Origin of the sequence: Neptunomonas sp. XY-337 (genome assembly GCF_004959845.1) — a bacterium.
GTDB classification, from domain to species: domain Bacteria; phylum Pseudomonadota; class Gammaproteobacteria; order Pseudomonadales; family Balneatricaceae; genus Neptunomonas; species Neptunomonas marina.
This window is the reverse complement of record NZ_SPLL01000003.1, coordinates 564334-583312: the sequence shown is the minus strand read 5'-3', so window position 1 is coordinate 583312 and position 18979 is coordinate 564334. Positions and strand designations below refer to the sequence as shown.

14 protein-coding genes are annotated in these 18979 nt (G+C 51.6%); 8 read left to right on the top strand and 6 right to left on the bottom strand.

Features of this window, described 5'->3' with window-relative positions; translation table 11 throughout:
• The first annotated feature begins 6 nt into the window (after nucleotides 1–6).
• Nucleotides 7–384, top strand: a complete 378-nt coding sequence (locus E4L36_RS09900) for a hypothetical protein (RefSeq protein ID WP_127693307.1) — start codon at nucleotides 7–9, stop codon at nucleotides 382–384.
• On the opposite strand, the gene E4L36_RS09895 is transcribed toward E4L36_RS09900, so the two are convergent.
• The 5 genes from E4L36_RS09895 to E4L36_RS09875 all read right to left on the bottom strand — a co-directional run bounded on the left by E4L36_RS09895 (nucleotide 381) and on the right by E4L36_RS09875 (nucleotide 7540).
• A complete protein-coding gene (locus E4L36_RS09895; RefSeq protein ID WP_136680458.1) occupies nucleotides 381–3095 on the bottom strand; it encodes an ATP-binding protein in 2715 nt (904 codons plus the stop codon). The genes E4L36_RS09900 and E4L36_RS09895 overlap by 4 nt on opposite strands.
• Complete coding sequence (locus E4L36_RS09890) at nucleotides 3092–4024, bottom strand: ABC transporter substrate binding protein (protein WP_136680457.1); 933 nt, start codon at nucleotides 4022–4024, stop codon at nucleotides 3092–3094. The genes E4L36_RS09895 and E4L36_RS09890 overlap by 4 nt, the downstream gene beginning before the upstream one ends.
• Before the next feature lie 16 nt (nucleotides 4025–4040).
• Nucleotides 4041–6128 (bottom strand): TonB-dependent receptor, encoded by a 2088-nt coding sequence (locus E4L36_RS09885; RefSeq protein ID WP_136680456.1) that lies wholly within the window; start codon nucleotides 6126–6128, stop codon nucleotides 4041–4043.
• A 291-nt stretch (nucleotides 6129–6419) separates the two neighbouring features.
• Nucleotides 6420–6971, bottom strand: coding sequence for a DUF6691 family protein (locus E4L36_RS09880; protein ID WP_127693303.1), 552 nt, complete (start codon nucleotides 6969–6971; stop codon nucleotides 6420–6422).
• A gap of 11 nt (nucleotides 6972–6982) precedes the next feature.
• Nucleotides 6983–7540 (bottom strand): YeeE/YedE thiosulfate transporter family protein, encoded by a 558-nt coding sequence (locus tag E4L36_RS09875; protein ID WP_136680455.1) that lies wholly within the window; start codon nucleotides 7538–7540, stop codon nucleotides 6983–6985.
• Nucleotides 7541–7748: 208 nt separating this feature from the next.
• Here E4L36_RS09875 and E4L36_RS09870 point away from each other — a divergent pair, with 208 nt between their 5' ends.
• The 6 genes from E4L36_RS09870 to E4L36_RS09845 all read left to right on the top strand — a co-directional run bounded on the left by E4L36_RS09870 (nucleotide 7749) and on the right by E4L36_RS09845 (nucleotide 16436).
• Complete coding sequence (locus E4L36_RS09870) at nucleotides 7749–8531, top strand: 3-hydroxybutyrate dehydrogenase (RefSeq protein ID WP_136680454.1); 783 nt, start codon at nucleotides 7749–7751, stop codon at nucleotides 8529–8531.
• 187 nt (nucleotides 8532–8718) lie between these two features.
• On the top strand, nucleotides 8719–9903 hold the full coding sequence (locus tag E4L36_RS09865) for a PQQ-dependent sugar dehydrogenase (protein WP_169051519.1): 1185 nt from the start codon (nucleotides 8719–8721) through the stop codon (nucleotides 9901–9903).
• 82 nt (nucleotides 9904–9985) lie between these two features.
• Complete coding sequence (locus tag E4L36_RS09860) at nucleotides 9986–11146, top strand: HD domain-containing phosphohydrolase (protein ID WP_136680452.1); 1161 nt, start codon at nucleotides 9986–9988, stop codon at nucleotides 11144–11146.
• A 127-nt stretch (nucleotides 11147–11273) separates the two neighbouring features.
• The gene (imuA, locus tag E4L36_RS09855; protein WP_136680451.1) at nucleotides 11274–11939 is read left to right on the top strand and encodes a translesion DNA synthesis-associated protein ImuA; all 666 of its coding nucleotides are present in this window, start codon (nucleotides 11274–11276) and stop codon (nucleotides 11937–11939) included.
• A 4-nt stretch (nucleotides 11940–11943) separates the two neighbouring features.
• A complete protein-coding gene (locus E4L36_RS09850) occupies nucleotides 11944–13365 on the top strand; it encodes a DNA polymerase Y family protein (RefSeq protein WP_136680450.1) in 1422 nt (473 codons plus the stop codon).
• Nucleotides 13338–16436, top strand: a complete 3099-nt coding sequence (locus E4L36_RS09845) for an error-prone DNA polymerase (RefSeq protein WP_136680449.1) — start codon at nucleotides 13338–13340, stop codon at nucleotides 16434–16436. The genes E4L36_RS09850 and E4L36_RS09845 overlap by 28 nt, the downstream gene beginning before the upstream one ends.
• On the opposite strand, the gene E4L36_RS09840 is transcribed toward E4L36_RS09845, so the two are convergent.
• Nucleotides 16433–17980 carry a sensor domain-containing diguanylate cyclase gene (locus E4L36_RS09840; protein WP_136680448.1) on the bottom strand — a complete coding sequence of 516 codons (1548 nt, stop codon included), beginning with the start codon at nucleotides 17978–17980 and terminating at the stop codon, nucleotides 16433–16435. The two genes, E4L36_RS09845 and E4L36_RS09840, sit on opposite strands and share 4 nt — an antisense overlap.
• 351 nt (nucleotides 17981–18331) lie before the next feature.
• Between E4L36_RS09840 and E4L36_RS09835 the strand changes: the two genes are divergently transcribed.
• Nucleotides 18332–18871, top strand: a complete 540-nt coding sequence (locus E4L36_RS09835; protein WP_136680447.1) for a hypothetical protein — start codon at nucleotides 18332–18334, stop codon at nucleotides 18869–18871.
• The last annotated feature ends 108 nt before the right edge of the window (nucleotides 18872–18979 follow it).

Sequence of the window (18979 nt, the reverse complement as noted above, 5' to 3'; positions counted from 1 at the left end):
AACCCAATGGAATTTATGCTGGTGTTTTTTGTGTGTCTCGTCGTTATGTTGGCGTTAACAGGTGCGCTTCTGTTTGGCCGTGCGCCTGTGTATCGGCCTAAGCGCGCTGATATCTATGAGATGATGCAAGCACTGCAAACCGGTCAACTTGAGCATGATCGCTGGTCGTTGTTTATTGGCATTCCTATCGTCCATGATCCTGACTTGGAAACGATTCGCCAGCGGTGTTACGACCTAGAATTGGAGGCGGAGGAGGGTAGCGGTGAGGTGCGTTTTGGTATTGGGCGATGCCGTTACAACCCTGCAGGTATGGCACAGCTACAGCGTATTGGTGAGCGGCTCAAAAAACTGATCGATACATCGCCTATTGTGCGCACGTTTTAGCTTTCTACCTCTGTCCCTTCAAAGCGCTCGTTGATATGTCCTACGATCGCCTCATCAGAACCTTTCAACAGGCGCTTCAAGCGCCAGCTTAGTTTCCATAATTCAGACCAGTCGACCGGTGTCGCATGGACAATCGTATGGATATCTGCGGTGCAGCACTCCACCTCTGGCAGCTCGTACAACCCCGCCAATCCCGCTAGTTGGTGGTTGGTTTCGCGTAGGGCAATTTTATCCGTGCGTATCACCGCCGCTTCTAGCTGGTTTGCTAAACGCAGCAGCTCTTCAACCAGTTGGTCTTTCAAGTCGTATTTAGCGACATCGAGTACCGGTGCGGCAGGGGTATTTTCCAGGTGATCTAGGTGTTTTGGTCGATCCCGCTCCTGCTCTTGTGTGCGGCTTACGGTGGTTTCGATATGTTTAATGAGCTGCTTATCATTGATGGGCTTGAGCAACACTTTTGATACGCCTGCGTTGTAAAGCGAGAGATGTTCACTCTCTATAACGTTGGCCGTCAGCGCGATAATGGGCAGCTTTGGTAATATTTGGCGAATGCGAGTGGTGGCCTCTAGACCATCCATGACCGGCATATGCACATCCATCAAGACAAGATCCGGTACTTCACTCTCGGCCAGCTGAATCGCTTCAAGACCATTGTTAGCCGTGATGGTTTCCATATGGTGTGCGTTGAGAATTTTGCTAATAAGGAGCTGGTTATACTCATTGTCTTCAGCAATCAGGACGCGTACTGTGCGCCTGATTGTGGGTTGTGGTGCAGTGCGCTGGGGGGTAGGTGATTGCGCCAGTAGCTCCAGCAATTTCTCGAGCCGTGCAGGCTTGGGTGTTGCAACGGCGTTCGTCAGGTGGGTAGGTAGCTCGTAGCCACAGGGTGTTAGGCAGATTAAACGTGTTTTAGGTTTGATGCCGGCCAGTGCGTGGGAGACCTTAGGTTCACTAAATCGATCCACGGGAATACCCACCAGCGCTACATCGTAGTGTTCCGCTAAAGCTAGAAACTCATCGAGATCATGCGTGACTTTGATGTTATCCCGCGAGGAGGAGAACAGGTGCAAGGTTGACTCTGCTACAGCGGGGTCTTGGTCAAAATAGAGCAACGGCCGGTCTAATTCAGGCGCCCGTTTTAGTAGATTACGAGTTTGTTCAGACATACGCAGAGGAATGGATACCTCCACCTGCGTGCCCTGATTAACCTCGCTATACATCGACAGCTTACCGCCCATCAGCTCTGCGAGCTTTTTCGATATCACCAGTCCAAGGCCAGACCCGCCAAAACGCCGGGTAATTGATGTATCGGCCTGCATAAAGGCTTGGAACAGTTGGTCGAGGTGATCCTTTGGAATGCCGATGCCGGTATCGCTCACATAGATAGAGAATAAGCTCTGCTGGGAGTTGATACGCTCGACGCCCAACGTGATGTTGATATGCCCTTTTTCCGTGAACTTAATCGCATTAGATACGAGATTCGCGATGATCTGAGTCAGTCGAGTTGGATCCCCTACGACTCGTGTATTGGCTTTTGCAGGCAAGTTTACCAGTAGCTCTAACCCCTTATCGTGGGCATGGGGGGCTTGCATCTCGAGTACGCTATGGATGCTCTCTTCAAGGTTGAAGGAGATACGTTCAAGCGCAATGGCGTTCTCTTGTAACTTGGAGAAATCTAAGATGTCATCGATGATCGACATCAGCATTTGCGCAGTTTGGTTGATGATACGAATATGCTGTAGTTGATCGGCAGTGCAGGGCGTTTGGCTTAATAAACGCGCGAAGCCGACCACCGATGTCAGTGGTGTACGCAGCTCATGGCTCATGCGTGCAAGGAAGTCATCTTTCGCCTTGTTAGCATCATCAGCGTGCTGGCGGGCTTTGGCGAGCGCCTCATTTTGTTGCTCTAGGTGGCGCAGTGTGGCGGTGAGTTTGCGCGTTGATAGGTCAATGCGTATCGCTTGGTTCTCCAGCGATTTTTGTACCGCATCCGCCAGTTTATTTAACCCCTCGGCAAGATCACTGAACTCCGCGGAATATTGCTTACCCAAACGGTAGTGCTGATCACCGGCTTGGATACGCTGCATCGCTTCGGTAAGTTCCAGTACGGGCGTACTGATCTGTTTACCGAGTCTGCGCGCCATGAGGAAAGTGATTAAGAAACCAACGAACAGTAGTGCGCAGCTGGTAATCACGATCTGCCGCTCTTGAGCGATCTTCTCCGCGTCCGATATCACCACAACCGCCCAGCCAATGACATCCTCAAGTGCCTCGGTATTTTGGTACTCTGGGTTATCCACAACGCTCAAGCCAGTGCGTTTGATCGGTTGAGAGAAGAACCATTTGCCTTCGCTTTTAAACAGCGGTTGGCGTGTGACTTTGTAAGGATCAAAGGGAAACTGCGCATTGCGCAGCAGCAGTTTCAGCTCATCATTGAGGAAGATGGCATCTTCGACGCCTTGCTCCATAAAGGTGCCTTTACTGATCTTTTTAAGCTCGGCGTTGTTATTGGTGAGATAGATAAACTCGGTTGACGATGCCATGAGCCGTGCTAGTAGCTCGCCATGTTCGGTTAAATGGCGTTCCGTATCTTGGAGGCGGGTGTAGATAAAGTAGCTACCAAGTAAGAGCGAAATCAGCAGCAGCGGGATCAGCGTTAATAGCAGAATGCGTTGGCGGATATCGAGGCGATGAAACAGCGAGGGCGTCATTGCATCCACTCCTGTAGCTGACGCGTGAGCTGCTCGGCATTGGGTATCGGCCAGCCAATCAAGCGCGCAGTACTGTCATTGATCTTGACCGTAAAATAGCGCGGATGGGCTGGCGCTGGGAAAATTCCGTTTTCGAGGTAGTTGTCCACAGCTTCCGCCGTTTGTCGTCCGATCTGCTCCGGGGTTGAATACACCGCCGCCAGCGCGCCGGCATCAACATATTTTTCTGAAAAACCAATGAGCGCTTTGCGAGCGCGTAAAGCGATAAATAATGACCATTTGGCGCTTGCTCTATTAAATGCCGATTGATCAGGTATCGCAAGAAAAAGATCAGACTGCTCGATAATGGGCTGCAGAACAGCAATCGGGTTGTCGTCTGGGTTTAAGGCAACGGTATGCAGTTCTAAGTCTTGTTCGTAAGCGGCACTATAAAGGCGCGCGCTGTCTGCTTGCGAAGAGGGACCAAATACTGAACCAATGGTTTTAGTGTGCGGCGCTAGCTGCTTAATCAACCGTAGCTGGAGCGCCATCGATTGATCTAAGTAGACGGCACTGATATTGCCGTTATGGTTAAAGGATTGCTGAGTTTCTTCGTAACTACGGCGCGGTAAAAAACTGGCCAGCATGGGTTGTTGTAGATTTCTCTGCAGGAGCGTTTTGAGTGCTTTGGTGCCTATTGCAACAAGCAGGTCATCCTCAGGTAGTGCTGCTGGTAACGTATCGGCTTGCCATTCATGCAGCGATACTGAGGGGGCTAGCTGTTGTTTAATCGCTTCAGCTACGGTGCTGTAGCTGGGGTGCTCAGAGCTAAGAACCACCGAGACCCCAATCGCATGGGCTGGCATTAAAGTGCTCAGCCACACCAGCAGCCAAACACCCAGCCAGAGGCGCAGTGTAAAGCTGATGAGTGGTTTGAGCAGGCTATCCATGCGTTGGCCCGATGACTTAGAAGTCTAAACTCAGGATTAGGTAGATTTTTCTCTCCTGCGCATTGTTGCGGTGGAACTCTGAATATTTAGCATCCCAGAGATTTTCGATCATCAGTGTTGCACTCACGCGCTCTCCGCTGGAGGTCGGGAATTGTTGAGTGAACTTGACATCTAATGATGTGAAATCGTCGTGTAGGCTTGAACCTTCCCACTGAACTTTGGACATATGGGTCAATATGAAGCCCGCATCAAATGTTGGGCTGAAGCGGCGATTATAGAGCAAGCTTAATGTATGCTTTGGAGCGGCAGCAGAGAGGTCACGATCTGGCTTGTGGTCGCGAATATCGCCGCGCTGCAGCACACCGCTAATATCGTTATAGCTGTAGGCTAGGTTGATAAGATCTTTCGGTGTCGGTTGTAAGAACGTCTGTACTTCAACGCCGCGGTTGCGATAGTCCTTCGAGTTGCGCAGTTGTCGCTCCTCATCGGGATAACCTTGCGCCAGCGTGGCAAGGTCCAGATCGCTGTAATAGAACCAGCCTTCAATGCCATCGCGCGAGTCCTCAAAAAAGAGCTTAATATCAGTAAAACCGTGCAGAGTCGGGTGCTTTAAAAAGAGGCCCAGCTCAACGGCATCGAGCTTCTCTGACTTGAGCTGATCACTTTTCTTCAACTGATAGTCAAACGGAACACCTTCTGGAAAAACATAGGCTGTCTCGGCGTTTTGCTCCAATAACGAGGGGGTGCGGAATGCCTGAGTCAGTGATGCGCGAACGGTGGTGGTGTCATCAATATGATAGTTGGCGCCGCCACGAACCGAGATGGCGGGGTCATCCGTCGTCGTTTTGAACTCCGCCATGACGCCTAGGTTCCAGAGTAATTTGGCTGTTTGCTGCCACTCGATATTTGAAAACGCGTAGTAGTTCTCTTCGTGTACACTTTTCGCTTCGGGAATAAAGCTATCGCTGCGTGCATCTTCGTAACGAAAGCCGACACCTGACGCTAGGGTAAGCTCAGTGGTTGGGCGCTGGGTGAGTTGTAGCTCGCCGCCGTACACATGGACGGAACCGTTCTCGCCCTTTGTTAGGGTGCGAAAGTCGGAAACATGACTGCTTGGGAACGGGTATGCGTCACCGTACTGTTGCTCTAGATACGCGAGTTGTGCATTGAGCTGCTGTAAGCCCGGGTCGCCCAATAGGTCTGAGGCCCAGTAACTCGGTGTTTTGAGGCTTAGAAAGTTATGAAAAAGTTGCAGGGTGTATTCGTTGAAAGGATCGGATTCATGTTTCCACTGTAAATGTTGATAGCTGGAGATATGGTCACGATCATCGTATTGGGATAACTCGCCTTGCCCAGTAACGATAGAGCCTTGACTGAAACCTGCACTGAAATCGAACGTGTCATAGAGTGTTGGTGTTAATGTGACCTGCAAGCTGCCCTGATACACCTCTTCGCCATCGCGCTGGAAGTCGAATCCGTTGTTTTTCTGCCCTGATAAACTCAAGCGGTATTGAGCGTTTTCATGCTGGTTACTCAGTGTTGCGGTGTAGTCGCGGCGTTTATCGGGGCCTGCGGTAAACGTCACTCTATTCTGCGGTTGGCTAATGGGTGATCGCGTGACGATATTGATCGCGCCCATCAGCGCATTTGATCCATAAGAGGGTACATTCGAGCCGCGTACGACTTCGATATATTCGATGTCGTCCAGCGTGATGCCAAGAGAGTTCCAATCCACAGTGGAGAGCATCGGCACATAGACTGGGCGGCCATTAATACGCACTTCTAAGTCATTGGGAAACTCAGACGATTCGCCGTGGTAGGTCACGGCATACTTATTGTGGTTGGTTGGGTAGACCTGAAAACCTGGCACTAAACGCAGCAATTCGGGAATTTCTATCATCCCGGACGCCTCTATCATCTGACGGGTGATCAGTGATGTGGCGACGGGGACATCGTCCAGCGGCTGGCTGATACGTGTAGCAGAGGCGACCTCGGGGATATCGCTAAGAAAGTCCTCTTCGCTAAACGCACTGGCATACGATGACAACAATGTGGCGGCGATTGCGAAGGCAAAGGGAAAATAGGTACAAGGCAGTGTTGGCATGACTAATCCTTTACAAGCAACTGTCTTTCTTGATTTTAGATACGTGTTCCAACGTAAATAATGATGGCTAACATCACGATTGCTTCGATGATGAAGCCGTTCGTACTGAGAATCCAATCAAGCATAAAGATAATATTTTAAGGTTTAGGATAATGAATTTTAGAGGTGCAGAGTAGCAGTGCAGAGGGCCGCTGCAAAACGCTATTTGATTTGTAGCAAGAAAGGGTTGGATCGCTTGTGTAGAGGAGTGTGCAAAGCCGATATCAGCGATCGGCTTTGCTGGGAGCGGGTTCAGATCTTCTTCGGCGCAAGAACCGCGAACGCTGCGAAAAGCCCACCTAAAACGAGTGCGACAAGCATCGCAGAGGGTGTGGCAATTAAAGCGCTGTACTCACCTGTTGCCGCAAGTGTTACTTTGCCTCCACCAATGGGACTGAAGAGCCAACTATCGGCGATTGCGCCATAGCTTAACGTGTAGAGAAAAGCGCCAGCTAAACCGCCGAGTACATAAACAAAGGCATCCGGTTTCCCTTCACCCATGGCTGCAACACCGGTACCGGGGCAGTAGCCAGCAATTGCCCAACCTAGCCCGAGCAGCATACCGCCCACAATAACACCGTTGTAACTGCTCTTAACCGAGAGGTGGCCTGCGTCGATAATGCCGATGCTCATACCGGCAAACAGCACGATTGAGCTTACGCCTATGGCAAAGAGTATCGCTTTTGCCAGATGTAGATCTCGAAGCGTTAACATGCCCCAAATTTTGCGTGAATCTGTGGCACCAACGCGTTGTAAGACAAAACCGAAGAGCGTGCCAAGGATGAGTGCGAGAATAATTTTCATCTTAAAGCTCCTTAGCGACGGCCATATAGAAAGATTGCAGTAGGTACAGCAACCGCGAAGGCACCTGCTGCGAACAGATAACCGCTGAGTGATGTCTGCATCATTCCACTCATCATATGGCCACTCGTGCAGCCGCCAGCAAGACGCGCACCAAACAGGACAATCGCACCGCCAACAAACGCCCGCAGTAAGCGTGCTGAGCGTTGATCGCCTAATCGACAAACCGGTTGTGAGGCAGTATCGGCGGGAGTGGTTGGGCGGTTAAAGCGGCTCGCTAACCAAGCGCCAAAGATCATCGCTAAGACGAATAAAAAGCTGTAATTAATGGGATTTTCAACAGCGGCTGCATACTTACCACCGCTTTTACCTAGGTAAGCGTTGGTACTTGCATAGCCAGACTTGCTGTCTGTATCGGTTGTGATCAAGCTGTCATCAAATAATGACCACAAAACACCATCGGCGATCACAAACTGGGTTGATACACCGATTGGTTTGACAAGTATGACCGCCAGTAAAAAACAGATTGCCAGCGTGGTACCGCTGGTTATCCAGCTCCAGTATTGCCTCATAGTCCCACCATATTAGTAATTATTTATATAAGTAAATATTAATATAGTAATGGATGCCGGTAAAGCGTACTGCCTGGAGTGTTGCTACTTTTAGTAGGGTAGCGGTATGCAATCAGTTTTTTGCAGTGCAAAAAAGTGGTACGGTGGAAGGACTGTCGGCATGTAGATAGATGTGCCATTTTAGGATCGAAAAGGGGAGCTTTTGAGCATGTTAAAAGGTAAAAATGCACTGGTTACAGGATCAACATCAGGTATTGGTTTGGCGATGGCGCGCGCGTTGGCGGAGCAGGGTGCGAATGTCATGATCAACGGCTTGGGCGACCCTGCTGAGAACGAAGCGATCCGCGCTTCTATTGAAGCGGACTTCGGCGTGAAAGCGCTTTTTTCGCCAGCTAACATGCTCAAAGCAAATGAAATTCAAGCGATGGTCCAAGAAGCTCAAGCGCAGTTTGGTTCGGTGGATATTCTGGTTAATAACGCCGGTATCCAGTTCGTATCGCCGGTTGATGAGTTCCCTGAAGAGAAGTGGGACGCCATTATTGGTATCAACCTGACGTCGGCCTTCCATACCACGAAGGCTGTGCTGCCAGGCATGAAAGAGAAGGGCTGGGGCCGTATTATCAACACAGCATCGGCTCATGCGTTGGTAGCGTCGCCATATAAATCAGCTTACGTGGCAGCCAAGCATGGTATCGCAGGTTTAACAAAAACGGTGGCCTTAGAAGTTGCAGAGCAGGGAATCACTGTCAATGCCGTGGCTCCGGGTTACGTTTGGACGCCGTTAGTGGAAAAGCAGGTTGGCGATACTGCTCGGGCGCGTGGCATTACTGAAGAGCAAGTTAAGCAGGATGTCATGCTTAAAGCGCAGCCAACGAAGCAGTTTGTAACGGTTGAACAAGTGGCCGCCGTAGTGACCTTTTTGGCTGGTGATGCTGCTGCATCTATCACGGGTGTCACTATGCCTGTTGATGGTGGCTGGACTGCCCAATAACTCAGCTGTCTAAAATCGAAGAAAGCACACACTTAGTGTGCTTTTTTTTTGCATTAGCCGCTACACTTATAAACAGAACTGATGGTAAAAACATACATTTATTCAGAGCCGAGTTAACCTTGTAATACAACTGCCACTCGGCATGAGAGTACACAACGCGCAAGGATGTCGTGTGGGAGATCAGTCAATGCATAAGCATAAGAGGTGGATAGCAGGGAACGTCCTTATATTATCATCAACCCTGTCAGCGGCAGGCTCTACGATAGATACCTACCAGCAGACCTTGGTGTTGGGCACAGAGCGGTTTACGGTAACCGTCCCGCAAGGCTATCAGCTATCGGTGTTTAGCACAGATATACCTAGCCCGCGGATGCTATCGCATGGTGAAGTTGCTGGTGAAGTCTTAGTCGGCTCAGGTGCCGGTGCTATCTATCGCTTAACGCCTCCGGATTATAAGGCGCAGCGTATCACGCCGCAGTTTCGTTACCCCCATAGCGTGCTTTGGCATGAAAATGCGCTTTGGGTGGCCTCTAGTGAAGGTGTTTATCGTACCCAGCTCAACCGCCAGGAAAATCGGCTCGAAGCGATAGAAAAGGTATTTGCGATGCCCGCGAGTGGTGGGCATAGCTCACGTACGCTGGTAGCCGGACCTGATGGCAGCCTTTATGTCAGTATTGGTATCAGTGGTAATTGCTCGAACCAATACCTGAGTGAGACCTATGCATTTAATGAACGCCGTGGCGGCGTTTGGCGCTTGCAGAAAAAAGCAGGCCGCTGGCAAGCTGACGTGTTCTCAAGCGGGTTACGCAACCCGGTAGGCTTAGCGTGGTCGCCACATGAGCAGCGGCTCTATGCAACCAATAATGGCCCTGATCATCTGGGCTTTGAACAGCCCCCGGAACAACTTGTTGCGCTCTCTGCAGGCTCTTTTCATGGTATGCCATGGTATCAATATGATGGCGAGCAGGTGTTTCGTGATCGTTGTCAGCGCTCGCAGCCGCCTCAGCGTAAAGATCAGGTGGAACACCCTGTTACAACCTTTCCCGCACGACAAGCACCGCTGGGCCTCGACTTTGTTCCAGAGCAGTCTGTTTATGGGAGCCTGAGCGGTCAATTGCTGGTGGCGTTTCATGGCTCTTGGGCGGTGGATGCAACAGGCTCTGCTGCAAGCCGACGGCCCCCAAAAATAACTGCCTTACATCTAGAAGATGGTGCTGTTATTACGCAGCAGGATATTGTTTCGGGCTTTCAGTTAGATGATGGGCAGCGTTGGGCGCGGCCTGTGGATCTGCTGGCATTGCCCGATGGGAGAATTCTGTTTAGTAGTGACGGGCCAACATCTGCCATTTTTAAATTAACACCTATTCCGTAGTTAGCGTGAGATTCTGCCCTTTCATGGGCTGTGTGAGTCCGTTTAGCTTATTAGTATCTGCCTTTGAGGTTTTAGACAGAGTATGGCTCGGTTAGCTTATCAACACCTTCCATCCGCATTTGGTGCATTGAGCGTCAATAACTCGTTAAATCGTAATTTGGAAGCGGTTTTGAATGTTGTGCAGGGACGTTACCGCGATATTGTGCGCATTAACTTTGTGGGCTACGAAGCACAAACAAACACGCTGAAAGCGTATTTAACAACCGCGGGTGCAGAGGAGCCCATGTCGCACCATGAGGCTAAGATGACGGCTGACAACCCGCTCTACCCGCTCATGCAGGACCCCGCAGCGCGCTTGATTCGCGAGCTAGACGAGCTGCCACACAGTGATAGCGCCCAACGGTTACTGAAGCTGGGTATCAAAAGTAGCTATGCCGTACCGATCTTTGATCAGAAACGCTTTCTGGGGCTGCTCTTCTTTGCTTCCTCGATGCCTAAACGCTTCTCCTCGGTGGTGATTCGTACTCAGTTAGATGTGATCGCCAAACTTATGGAGGTGGTATTAATCGCAGAGAGCTATGCCGTACAGGGTGTTATTGGTACCGCTAAAACACTGAAAGATGTCGCTTCTCTAAGGGATAACGAAACCGGCCAGCACCTTGAACGTATGGCGCGTTATAGCCGAGTGATTGCGCGTAAGTTAGCACGGGATACGCCCCTTAGTGATGAGTATATCGAGGATATATTCACCTTTGCGCCCCTGCATGACATCGGCAAAATTGCCATTCCAGACAGCATCTTGCTGAAGGCCGGGCCGCTCACGGAAGAGGAGTACACCACCATGAAGGAGCATACGGTGCGGGGGCTCGAAATTATCGATCAAGCACTCACAAACCTGCGCTTGGAAGAGAAAAGCTACAGCCAAATTTTGCGCCATATTGTGCATCTGCATCATGAAAACTGGGATGGCTCAGGTTATCCATGCCAGTTGGTTGCGGAGGCGATCCCTTTAGAAGCGCGCATTGTACGTGTGGCAGATGTCTACGACGCACTGACTAGCGAGCGCCCCTACAAAGCAGCTTGGTCGAGCGAAGATGCCCTTGCATTCTTGCGCCAAGAGAGTGGCATACAGTTTGATCCTGCTTGTGTGGCAGCGTTAGAAGCCTCCATCGAAGAGGTGTTAGAGATCGCGAAAAGCTTTGCAGATGAAGCGGATGCCACCACAGGGTGTGTTATTTCATAAGCGCTTTTACCCTGATCAACAGGGAGCGTATGACAGCCTGTAGCAACGATCTTTGCATCCCCGGCTTGCACTTTGCCTTAAACTGCATAAAAATACTGTATAAATAAACAGTATTTGTTGGTGCGTTATGGGTACAACATCGCTCAATCAAATGATCCACTCCGGCGTGCTATGGCAAGGCCAGCAAGCATCGGTGGATAACTTTGTGAGTACTGGCTTTCAGCAGTTGGATCAGCAGCTAGGTGGCGGCTGGCAGCTAGGGAACTTGGTGGAGTTGCTATGTCAGCAACCCGGCTGCGGCGAGTTACGGCTCTTGCTGCCGCTGCTGTTAGAACGCCAAACGCCTGAAAAATGGCTGCTCTGGGTGGATCCTCCATGGTTGCCTTATGCGCCGGCACTGCGTGCTTCGGGGCTGAATCTTGATCACATTCTCGTGGTGCATACACGTCAACTTAAAGAAACCGGTTGGGTACTCGAGCAGGCCCTGAAAAGCGGCTGCTGTAGTGCGGTACTCGGTTGGCTCCCCTCAGGGCAGGAAAAAATGGTGCGCCGATTACAAGTGGCGGCAAATGAGACCGGTACACTCGGCTTTTTATTGCGTCCTTGGGCTGCGCGTGAACAAAGCTCTGCCGCACCCTACCGTTTACAGCTGGAGCCGGCTTCGCAGGGTATTTCGTTAACGCTACTCAAGCGCAAAGGCGGTTGGGCACAACCAGAGATCAACCTTGCGGTGGGCGAAGATCAGCTCTTGCCCGCGCTACAGGCTGTACCCACACTTCATGCAGTAGGTTAGCACGATGGCTGGGTCACTGTGGTGTTACCTGCACTTTCCGCTACTCCCGCTGGAGGCGCACTATACCGATCAAGCATGTTCGCAAGCGGCAGCACTGCTAGATGAACGCGGTACCCACGTGTTGCTGTGTAATGCGGCAGCGACGGCGCAGGGCGTCTCTGCTGGGATGGCAATAGCGACCGCCTACAGCTTAGCGCCAGAGCTACGTTGTTATACGCGTCACCCTGAGCAAGAGCCGAGTAGCTTAGAGGCACTTGCCATGTGGGCCGGGCGGTTTAGTGCGCAAATTAGCCTCTATCCGCCCTATGGCCTTTTGCTAGAGGCCGGTTCAATGCTGCACTATTTTGGTGGTTTATCGCCCTACTTAGCACAGCTGCACAGTGCGTTGGATACGCTGCACTGGAGTGCGGAGATCGCCACAGGGCATACACCTTTAGCGGCTAAAGTGTTGGCTGAAACAGGAGGTTTTACCGCTGAAGAGGCAAGCGCGCATTGTACACGCCTTGAGCGCTTACCCATTCGTGGATTGAATCTTGAGCAGAAGGTGGTACAGCGCTTAGAAGGGATGGGTATTCAACATGTGAAGCAATTGCGCGCGCTGCCAAGCGATGCATTAACACGGCGTTTTGGTAAAACGCTACCGCGCTATCTGGCGCAGCTGTTTGGTGAACAGCCAGATCCACCGCGCTACTTTACGCCACCGAAGCATTTCACCCGCCATCTTATCTTGCCCCATGAGCTTGAGCATAGCGGTGGTTTGCGCTTTCCGCTGCGACGCCTGCTTGCCGAGATGGAGGGGTATCTACGCCAATGTCAGTTATCTGCGCAAGAGACTACACTCACATTGCGCCTGCGTGACCTTGAGACTCAGGAACTTCAAGTGCGGCATAGCCGTGCGGAGTTGCAAGCGTCTGTGTGGATGTCGTTGTGGGAACTGCGCCTAGAGCGGGTACGTTTAACCCAGCCGGTTATCGAGATCACCCTGCGTGCACAGGGTTTGGCACCACTCGAGGTGATGACAACTGACCTGTTTAATTCAGCCGCCGCAGTGGATACCCCTGAGCACTTGGTGAGTAAACTACAAACCCGTTTAGGGATTGATGCTGTGCAACGGATGGTGATGGTGGCAGATCACCGCCCTGAAAAGAGCTATCGTTGGGTGCTACCCGACAGCCGTTGCAAAGAGGTCCACCTTCCCCCTTCAGGGGCTAGGCCGCACTGGTTGCTGCCCAAACCCGCAGACTTAGCGGCAGCAGAGATCACCCAGTGGCAGCCATTATGTGGCCCTGAGCGTATTGTGGGAGGCTGGTGGGATACTTTGCCCGTCCGGCGTGATTACTACATCGCCCGCAGCCCCGATGGACGTTTGGGGTGGATCTTCCGTGATGCGAACCGCCAATGGTATCTGCATGGGTGGTTTGGCTAGTGGTGGCGCCATTTCCCTATGCTGAACTGCATGTGCTGAGCAATTTTAGCTTTCTGCGTGGTGCCTCCCACCCTGAGGAGCTGGTCGCACGGGCGGCTGAGTTGGGTTATCAAGCGCTTGCCTTGACCGATGAGTGCTCTGTCGCAGGTGTGGTAAGGGCGTGGGAGGAAGCCAAAGCACAGCAGATTAAACTCATTATTGGCAGTGTCTTTCGCCTCGATGATGAGCAAGTGATTTTGCTGGCATGTAACCGGCGCGGCTACGGGCAGCTATGCGAACTGATCACGCAAGCGAGGCGCCGTGCAGAGAAAGGTAAATATCAGGTCACCTGGGATGATTTTGTTCACCAATCTGACTGCCTCTTACTCTACTTGGCAGGTGATGACTTAAACAGCGCGCGCCGGCGTATGGCGCATCTGAAAACGCTATTTCCCAAACGTCTTTGGTGGATGGTCAGCCGTTTACTGAGCGGTGATGATCAGTGGCGTTTTCAGCAGCAGTGCCGTATTGCCAATCAGCTGGGTGTGCCGCTGGTATGTGGGAATCGTGTTGAGATGCACAACCCTGCACGTCAGCCGCTGCACGATGTATTAGCGGCTATCCGCGAACAAACGTCTATCCAGCAAGCCGGTTATCTTTTAGCAGCCAATGGTGAGCAGCATCTACGCTCGTTTAAAAAGCTCACCTCGCTATATCCGGCGGATATGCTGGCCTCCACGGTAGATATTGCCGCCCGCTGCTGCTTTGAGCTCTCTGAGCTGCGCTATGAATACCCTGCTGAACTTGTGCCTGAAGGGCGCAGCGCTGCTGAACATCTGCGCGCTTTAGTGCTGCGTGGCCAACAACTGCGCTTTCCTGAAGGGGTACCAGATGCCATTGCACAGCAGATTGAGCGCGAACTTCACCTGATCGCTGAGCTGGGCTATGAACACTATTTTCTAACGATTGAAGATATTGTGCGCTTTGCTCGCCAGCAGGGCATCCTCTGCCAAGGGCGCGGTTCAGCGGCGAACTCAGTGGTATGTTATTGCTTGCATATCACCGAGGCAGACCCGCGGGAGGTTAGCTTGCTAATTGAGCGCTTTATCTCCAAAGAGCGTGATGAGCCGCCCGATATCGATGTGGATTTTGAGCATGAACGCCGTGAAGAGGTGATTCAGTACATTTACCAACGCTATGGCCGTGAACGAGCAGGGCTGGCAGCCACGGTAATTAGCTACCGTGCCAAAAGTGCCATTCGTGATGTGGGTAAAGCACTAGGCATGGATGAGAGTTATCTGAGCTGGATTATCGCTCAGTTAGAGCGTCGCGAAGGGCGTGAGGTTTGGCTAGCGCAGTTGGCTGAGCTAGGTGGCGAGGAGCCATCGCCCTTATATCGCCACTTTGTCGCGCTGGTGGAGGAGATTCTGGGATTTCCGCGCCACTTGTCACAGCATGTGGGCGGTTTTGTGATTGCCGCGCAGGCGCTTTGCCAATTGGTACCGATCGAGAATGCTGCGATGACAGACCGTACTGTGATTCAGTGGAATAAGGATGATCTGGAGTCGCTAGGGTTGCTCAAAGTGGATGTGCTGGCGTTGGGAATGCTCACGGCGATACGCAAAACGCTATGCCTGCTGGCAAAGCAAGGCGAGCCCGTGACACGGATTCAGGATATTCCGCGCGGCGATAGCCATACCTATGACATGCTTTGTCGTGGTGACAGCATGGGAGTCTTTCAGGTGGAGTCGCGGGCGCAGATGAATATGCTGCCGCGCTTGCGGCCACGCAGTTACTACGATCTAGTGATCGAGGTGGCGATTGTGCGGCCAGGCCCCATTCAAGGGGATATGGTGCACCCCTATCTAACACGCCGCCAGCAACAAGCGCCGATTAGCTATCCAAGCCCTGAGGTGGAGCAGGTGCTAAAGCGCACGTTAGGCGTGCCCATTTTTCAGGAGCAGGTGATTCAACTGGCGATGGTAGCGGCCGGTTTTAGCGGCGGTGAAGCCGACCAGTTACGCCGCGCGATGGCTGCATGGCGGCGCAGCGGTTATATCCGCGAGTACCAACAAAAACTGATGGAGGGGATGCAAGCACGTGGTTATGAGCGCGAGTTTGCGGAGCGTATCTGCCGCCAGATTGAGGGCTTTGGCGAGTATGGCTTCCCTGAATCACATGCAGCCAGCTTTGCCTTGTTGGTGTATATCTCAGCGTGGTTGAAATGCCACTATCCCGTGCAGTTTTGCTGTGGGCTACTGAATAGTCAGCCGTTAGGTTTCTACTCCCCTGCACAGTTAATACAGGATTTACAGCGCCACGGCGCAGAGGTAGAAGGTGTCGATATTAACCTGAGCACTTGGGATTCGTCGGTTGTGGTGGACGGAACCAAGCTGCGGCTAGGCTTTCGCTTGATTAAAGGGTTGCGTTATGACGCTGTGGCAGCGTTATTAAGCGCTCGGGAGCAGGGGGCATTCCGGTCATTGCAAGACGCACGCCGACGCTGCCAGTTGCATCAGCAGGATTGGGATGCGCTGGCAGCAGCGGGGGCGCTGAATAGTATTGCGGGCCACCGTTTTCAAGCTCGTTGGGAGTTATTGGCGCCGCAACATGCTATGGCATTAGATCCGCTGACTCATGTGGCCGAGTCCCGCTTGGCATTGGCTGCACCGGATGAAAAGCAAGATGTTGAGGAGGACTATCGTCACCTTGGTTTAAGCCTTGGCCGCCATCCGCTAGCGCTATTACGGGCGCAAGGTGAGCTACAGGGCTGCAAGCAAGCGGAACAGTTAATGGCATGTCGGCATGGCCAGCTAGTGACGGTAGCGGGCTTGGTAACAAACCGCCAACGGCCGGGTACAGCAACCGGCGTTACCTTTGTCACGCTTGAGGATGAAACGGGGCAGATGAATCTTGTCGTGTGGCGGGATACGGCCAAAGCGCAGCGCAAAGCGCTCCTGACCGCCCAACTGTTGCAGGTGACTGGCGTGTTGGAGTGTGAAGGTGATGTGATCCATGTGGTGGCGGGTAAACTACGGGATATTAGCGAGCAGTGGCGCACGTTAACGGTGAAATCGCGTGATTTTCACTAGCTGATGTCTACTAGTTCACTATGAGCACGGGGCTGTGTATCAGCATGAAACGCGTGATCCCTACCCGCAGCTTTCGCTTGATAGAGCGCCTTATCTGCCGCTTGTAGGAGCTGTTTGTAAGGTATGCGCTCGTCGCTTTGGCGTGTTGCGATACCAATACTGAGGGAGAGACGGTGGCCATGAAAAGTGTCTAGTTGACGCACACGATCTTGCAGCCGTTTAGCAAATGACAATGAATCGTCGCGGCCTAACTCGGGACATAGAATTAAAAACTCATCGCCGCCCCAGCGGCCAATGTGATCGTATGCTCTGGTGTGCTCCAGCAAGTGATGTGCGACGATCTTAATGGCTTCGTCGCCTTGTTGATGGCCTAGCGAGTCATTAATCTGCTTAAAATTATCGATATCAATCAACATCAGAGATAGCGGTGCTTTCATCCGATTACTGCGCTCAAACTCCTTGGCTACGATCGCCTCGAGTGAGCGGCGGTTATAAACTGATGTCAGATGGTCGCGCTCGGCAAGGTCCTTCAGTTCATTTTGCTCCGTTAGGTCGCGCAAGATGCAAACACAGTGCATCTGGTTATTGATCTGACGTGTTGAGATTGCAATATTTAACTCAATAATACAGCCGCTCTTCGTCTGACCGCGCATGGCGGGGCTACGGCTGCTCATATGGCGGGTTTGCTCGCGTTGTGAAAAGTTATGTCGATAGTGACAGTGATTTTCACGCATGCTTCCCTCCATCAAATCTTCTACGCGAAGCGTCCTCAATTCACTCCTCGAGTACTCAAACATATCGGCAGCGGCTTGGTTGGCGCGCAGGATGTGACCGCTTTCATCGATAAATAAAATGCCATCCGGTGACATATTAAAGATGGTGGCATACTCGGTTTTTAGGTGCGTAATCGTGTTGATTAGACGCACTGAAAAGATACTGGAAAGGATAAACGTCGGCAGAAGAACGAGCGCTGCGGCCACGGTGTTGGTTTTGTGTTGTGTGACCAACTCGTCAGTGATTGATGCACTTTGTTCAAGCTGCGGAAGAAGCTTCTCACGCAGCATGATGAGTGATAGTTGGGCGGAGGAGTCATCCACACGTACTGTGCTGTCCAGCGCTTGTGTTGCTAACTGATCATAGTTCTCTCGCACAACATGCAGCTTTGCATAGTAGTCATCTAGCGTGCTTTGAATGAGCTTGGTGTGTGCAATATCTTCTGGATCCTGCGCTTGTGCTTGGAACGTTTGGAGCAGCAAGCTGGTTTGCTGGTAGCTTTCCTCAGCTTGCTGGTAATAGAGGTCAGTGCCTCGGATGACATAGTTTTTAAAATGGTGGATAAAGCCGACATAGCCCATGTTGCGCTCTATCTCGGCCAATTTCGTAGCATGGTTGATGTTTTTAGTGGCTAAGCCTCGCCATGTCTCATCAATGACCTGAATACCAAAAAAGAGCTTGGCAACAAAGAAGAAGAGTAGGGCGTTAACCGCTATTGCCCAGATGATAATTGCTAGCTTAGCGCTTTTAGGGTCTCGGCTTCGGAGCATAGAGAATCCGTCTCAGTTCGAGTCACTACCTGTGTTACATCTTTAACAACGAGGATATTTCAGTGGTACGGCTTATGTGAGCCTATAAAGCAAAAGCCAGGCAGCGTAAGCACACATCTCTACACTTAGTCTAAATGTAGCTGAAATGGCCGTCGAATCAAAAAATAGGTATTTCCAGTCGCGGGCATTCTAACGGAAATATTCACAAAGAAGATGCCTGTTAAGGAGCGTTGAGTGAAATGTTTGCGCTAGCGCAAGTTTCGTTAAATGCTCACGCTATGGGGCGCTGATGTCTGTTTGTATCTGCGTTAATATGCGTGCCGCAACAGCTAAAAAACTAAAGGATGAGTAATGAAGTTAACAGCTTTCACAAGGACTGTGATGCTGGCGCCTTTGTTCGCGAGCTCGCTCGTGCATGGCGCAGTGCAGTCACATAGTTTTACGCTCTTAGGGAATAACGGTGAGGTCGGAAGTGGCTCTTTTACATGGGATGATGTCACTGTGCCCAACGGTGGGAGCGTCGGGTACGACGATCTCCTTTCTTTCTCGCTGACTCTCAATGGCGGTAATGTTGTTGGTGGCAGCGTGACATTTGAGAAAGTCGACTGCGACGACGTTTTATTGCTACCCGCCCCTGATTTTACAACCTCCCTGAATGTGTCAACATGTAGCAAAGGCGGGAATTCGCTGATGGGGGAAACACCGCTTGAGGGTAGGCTTGCAGGTATGGGACCTAGTGTTATCTCCTTTTATCCGGGCTCCACATCGCTGGTAAATACGTCAACTTCCAACGCTCAGTCTATTCCTACGTTGCCCTTTATCGGGCTTGCTTTGCTAGGGGGGATGCTGGGGGTTAGCGGTACGCGAAAGCTACAGCAACCTCTTCGTTAATATAAGTCTGCCACTAACCTTGCGTCGTGCAGGCGTTAGTGGCAGTGACTTTAAACGCTGAACAATCGTTATCTTCTCCTTCCCGAATCCAACCCCTATCAATGGCAG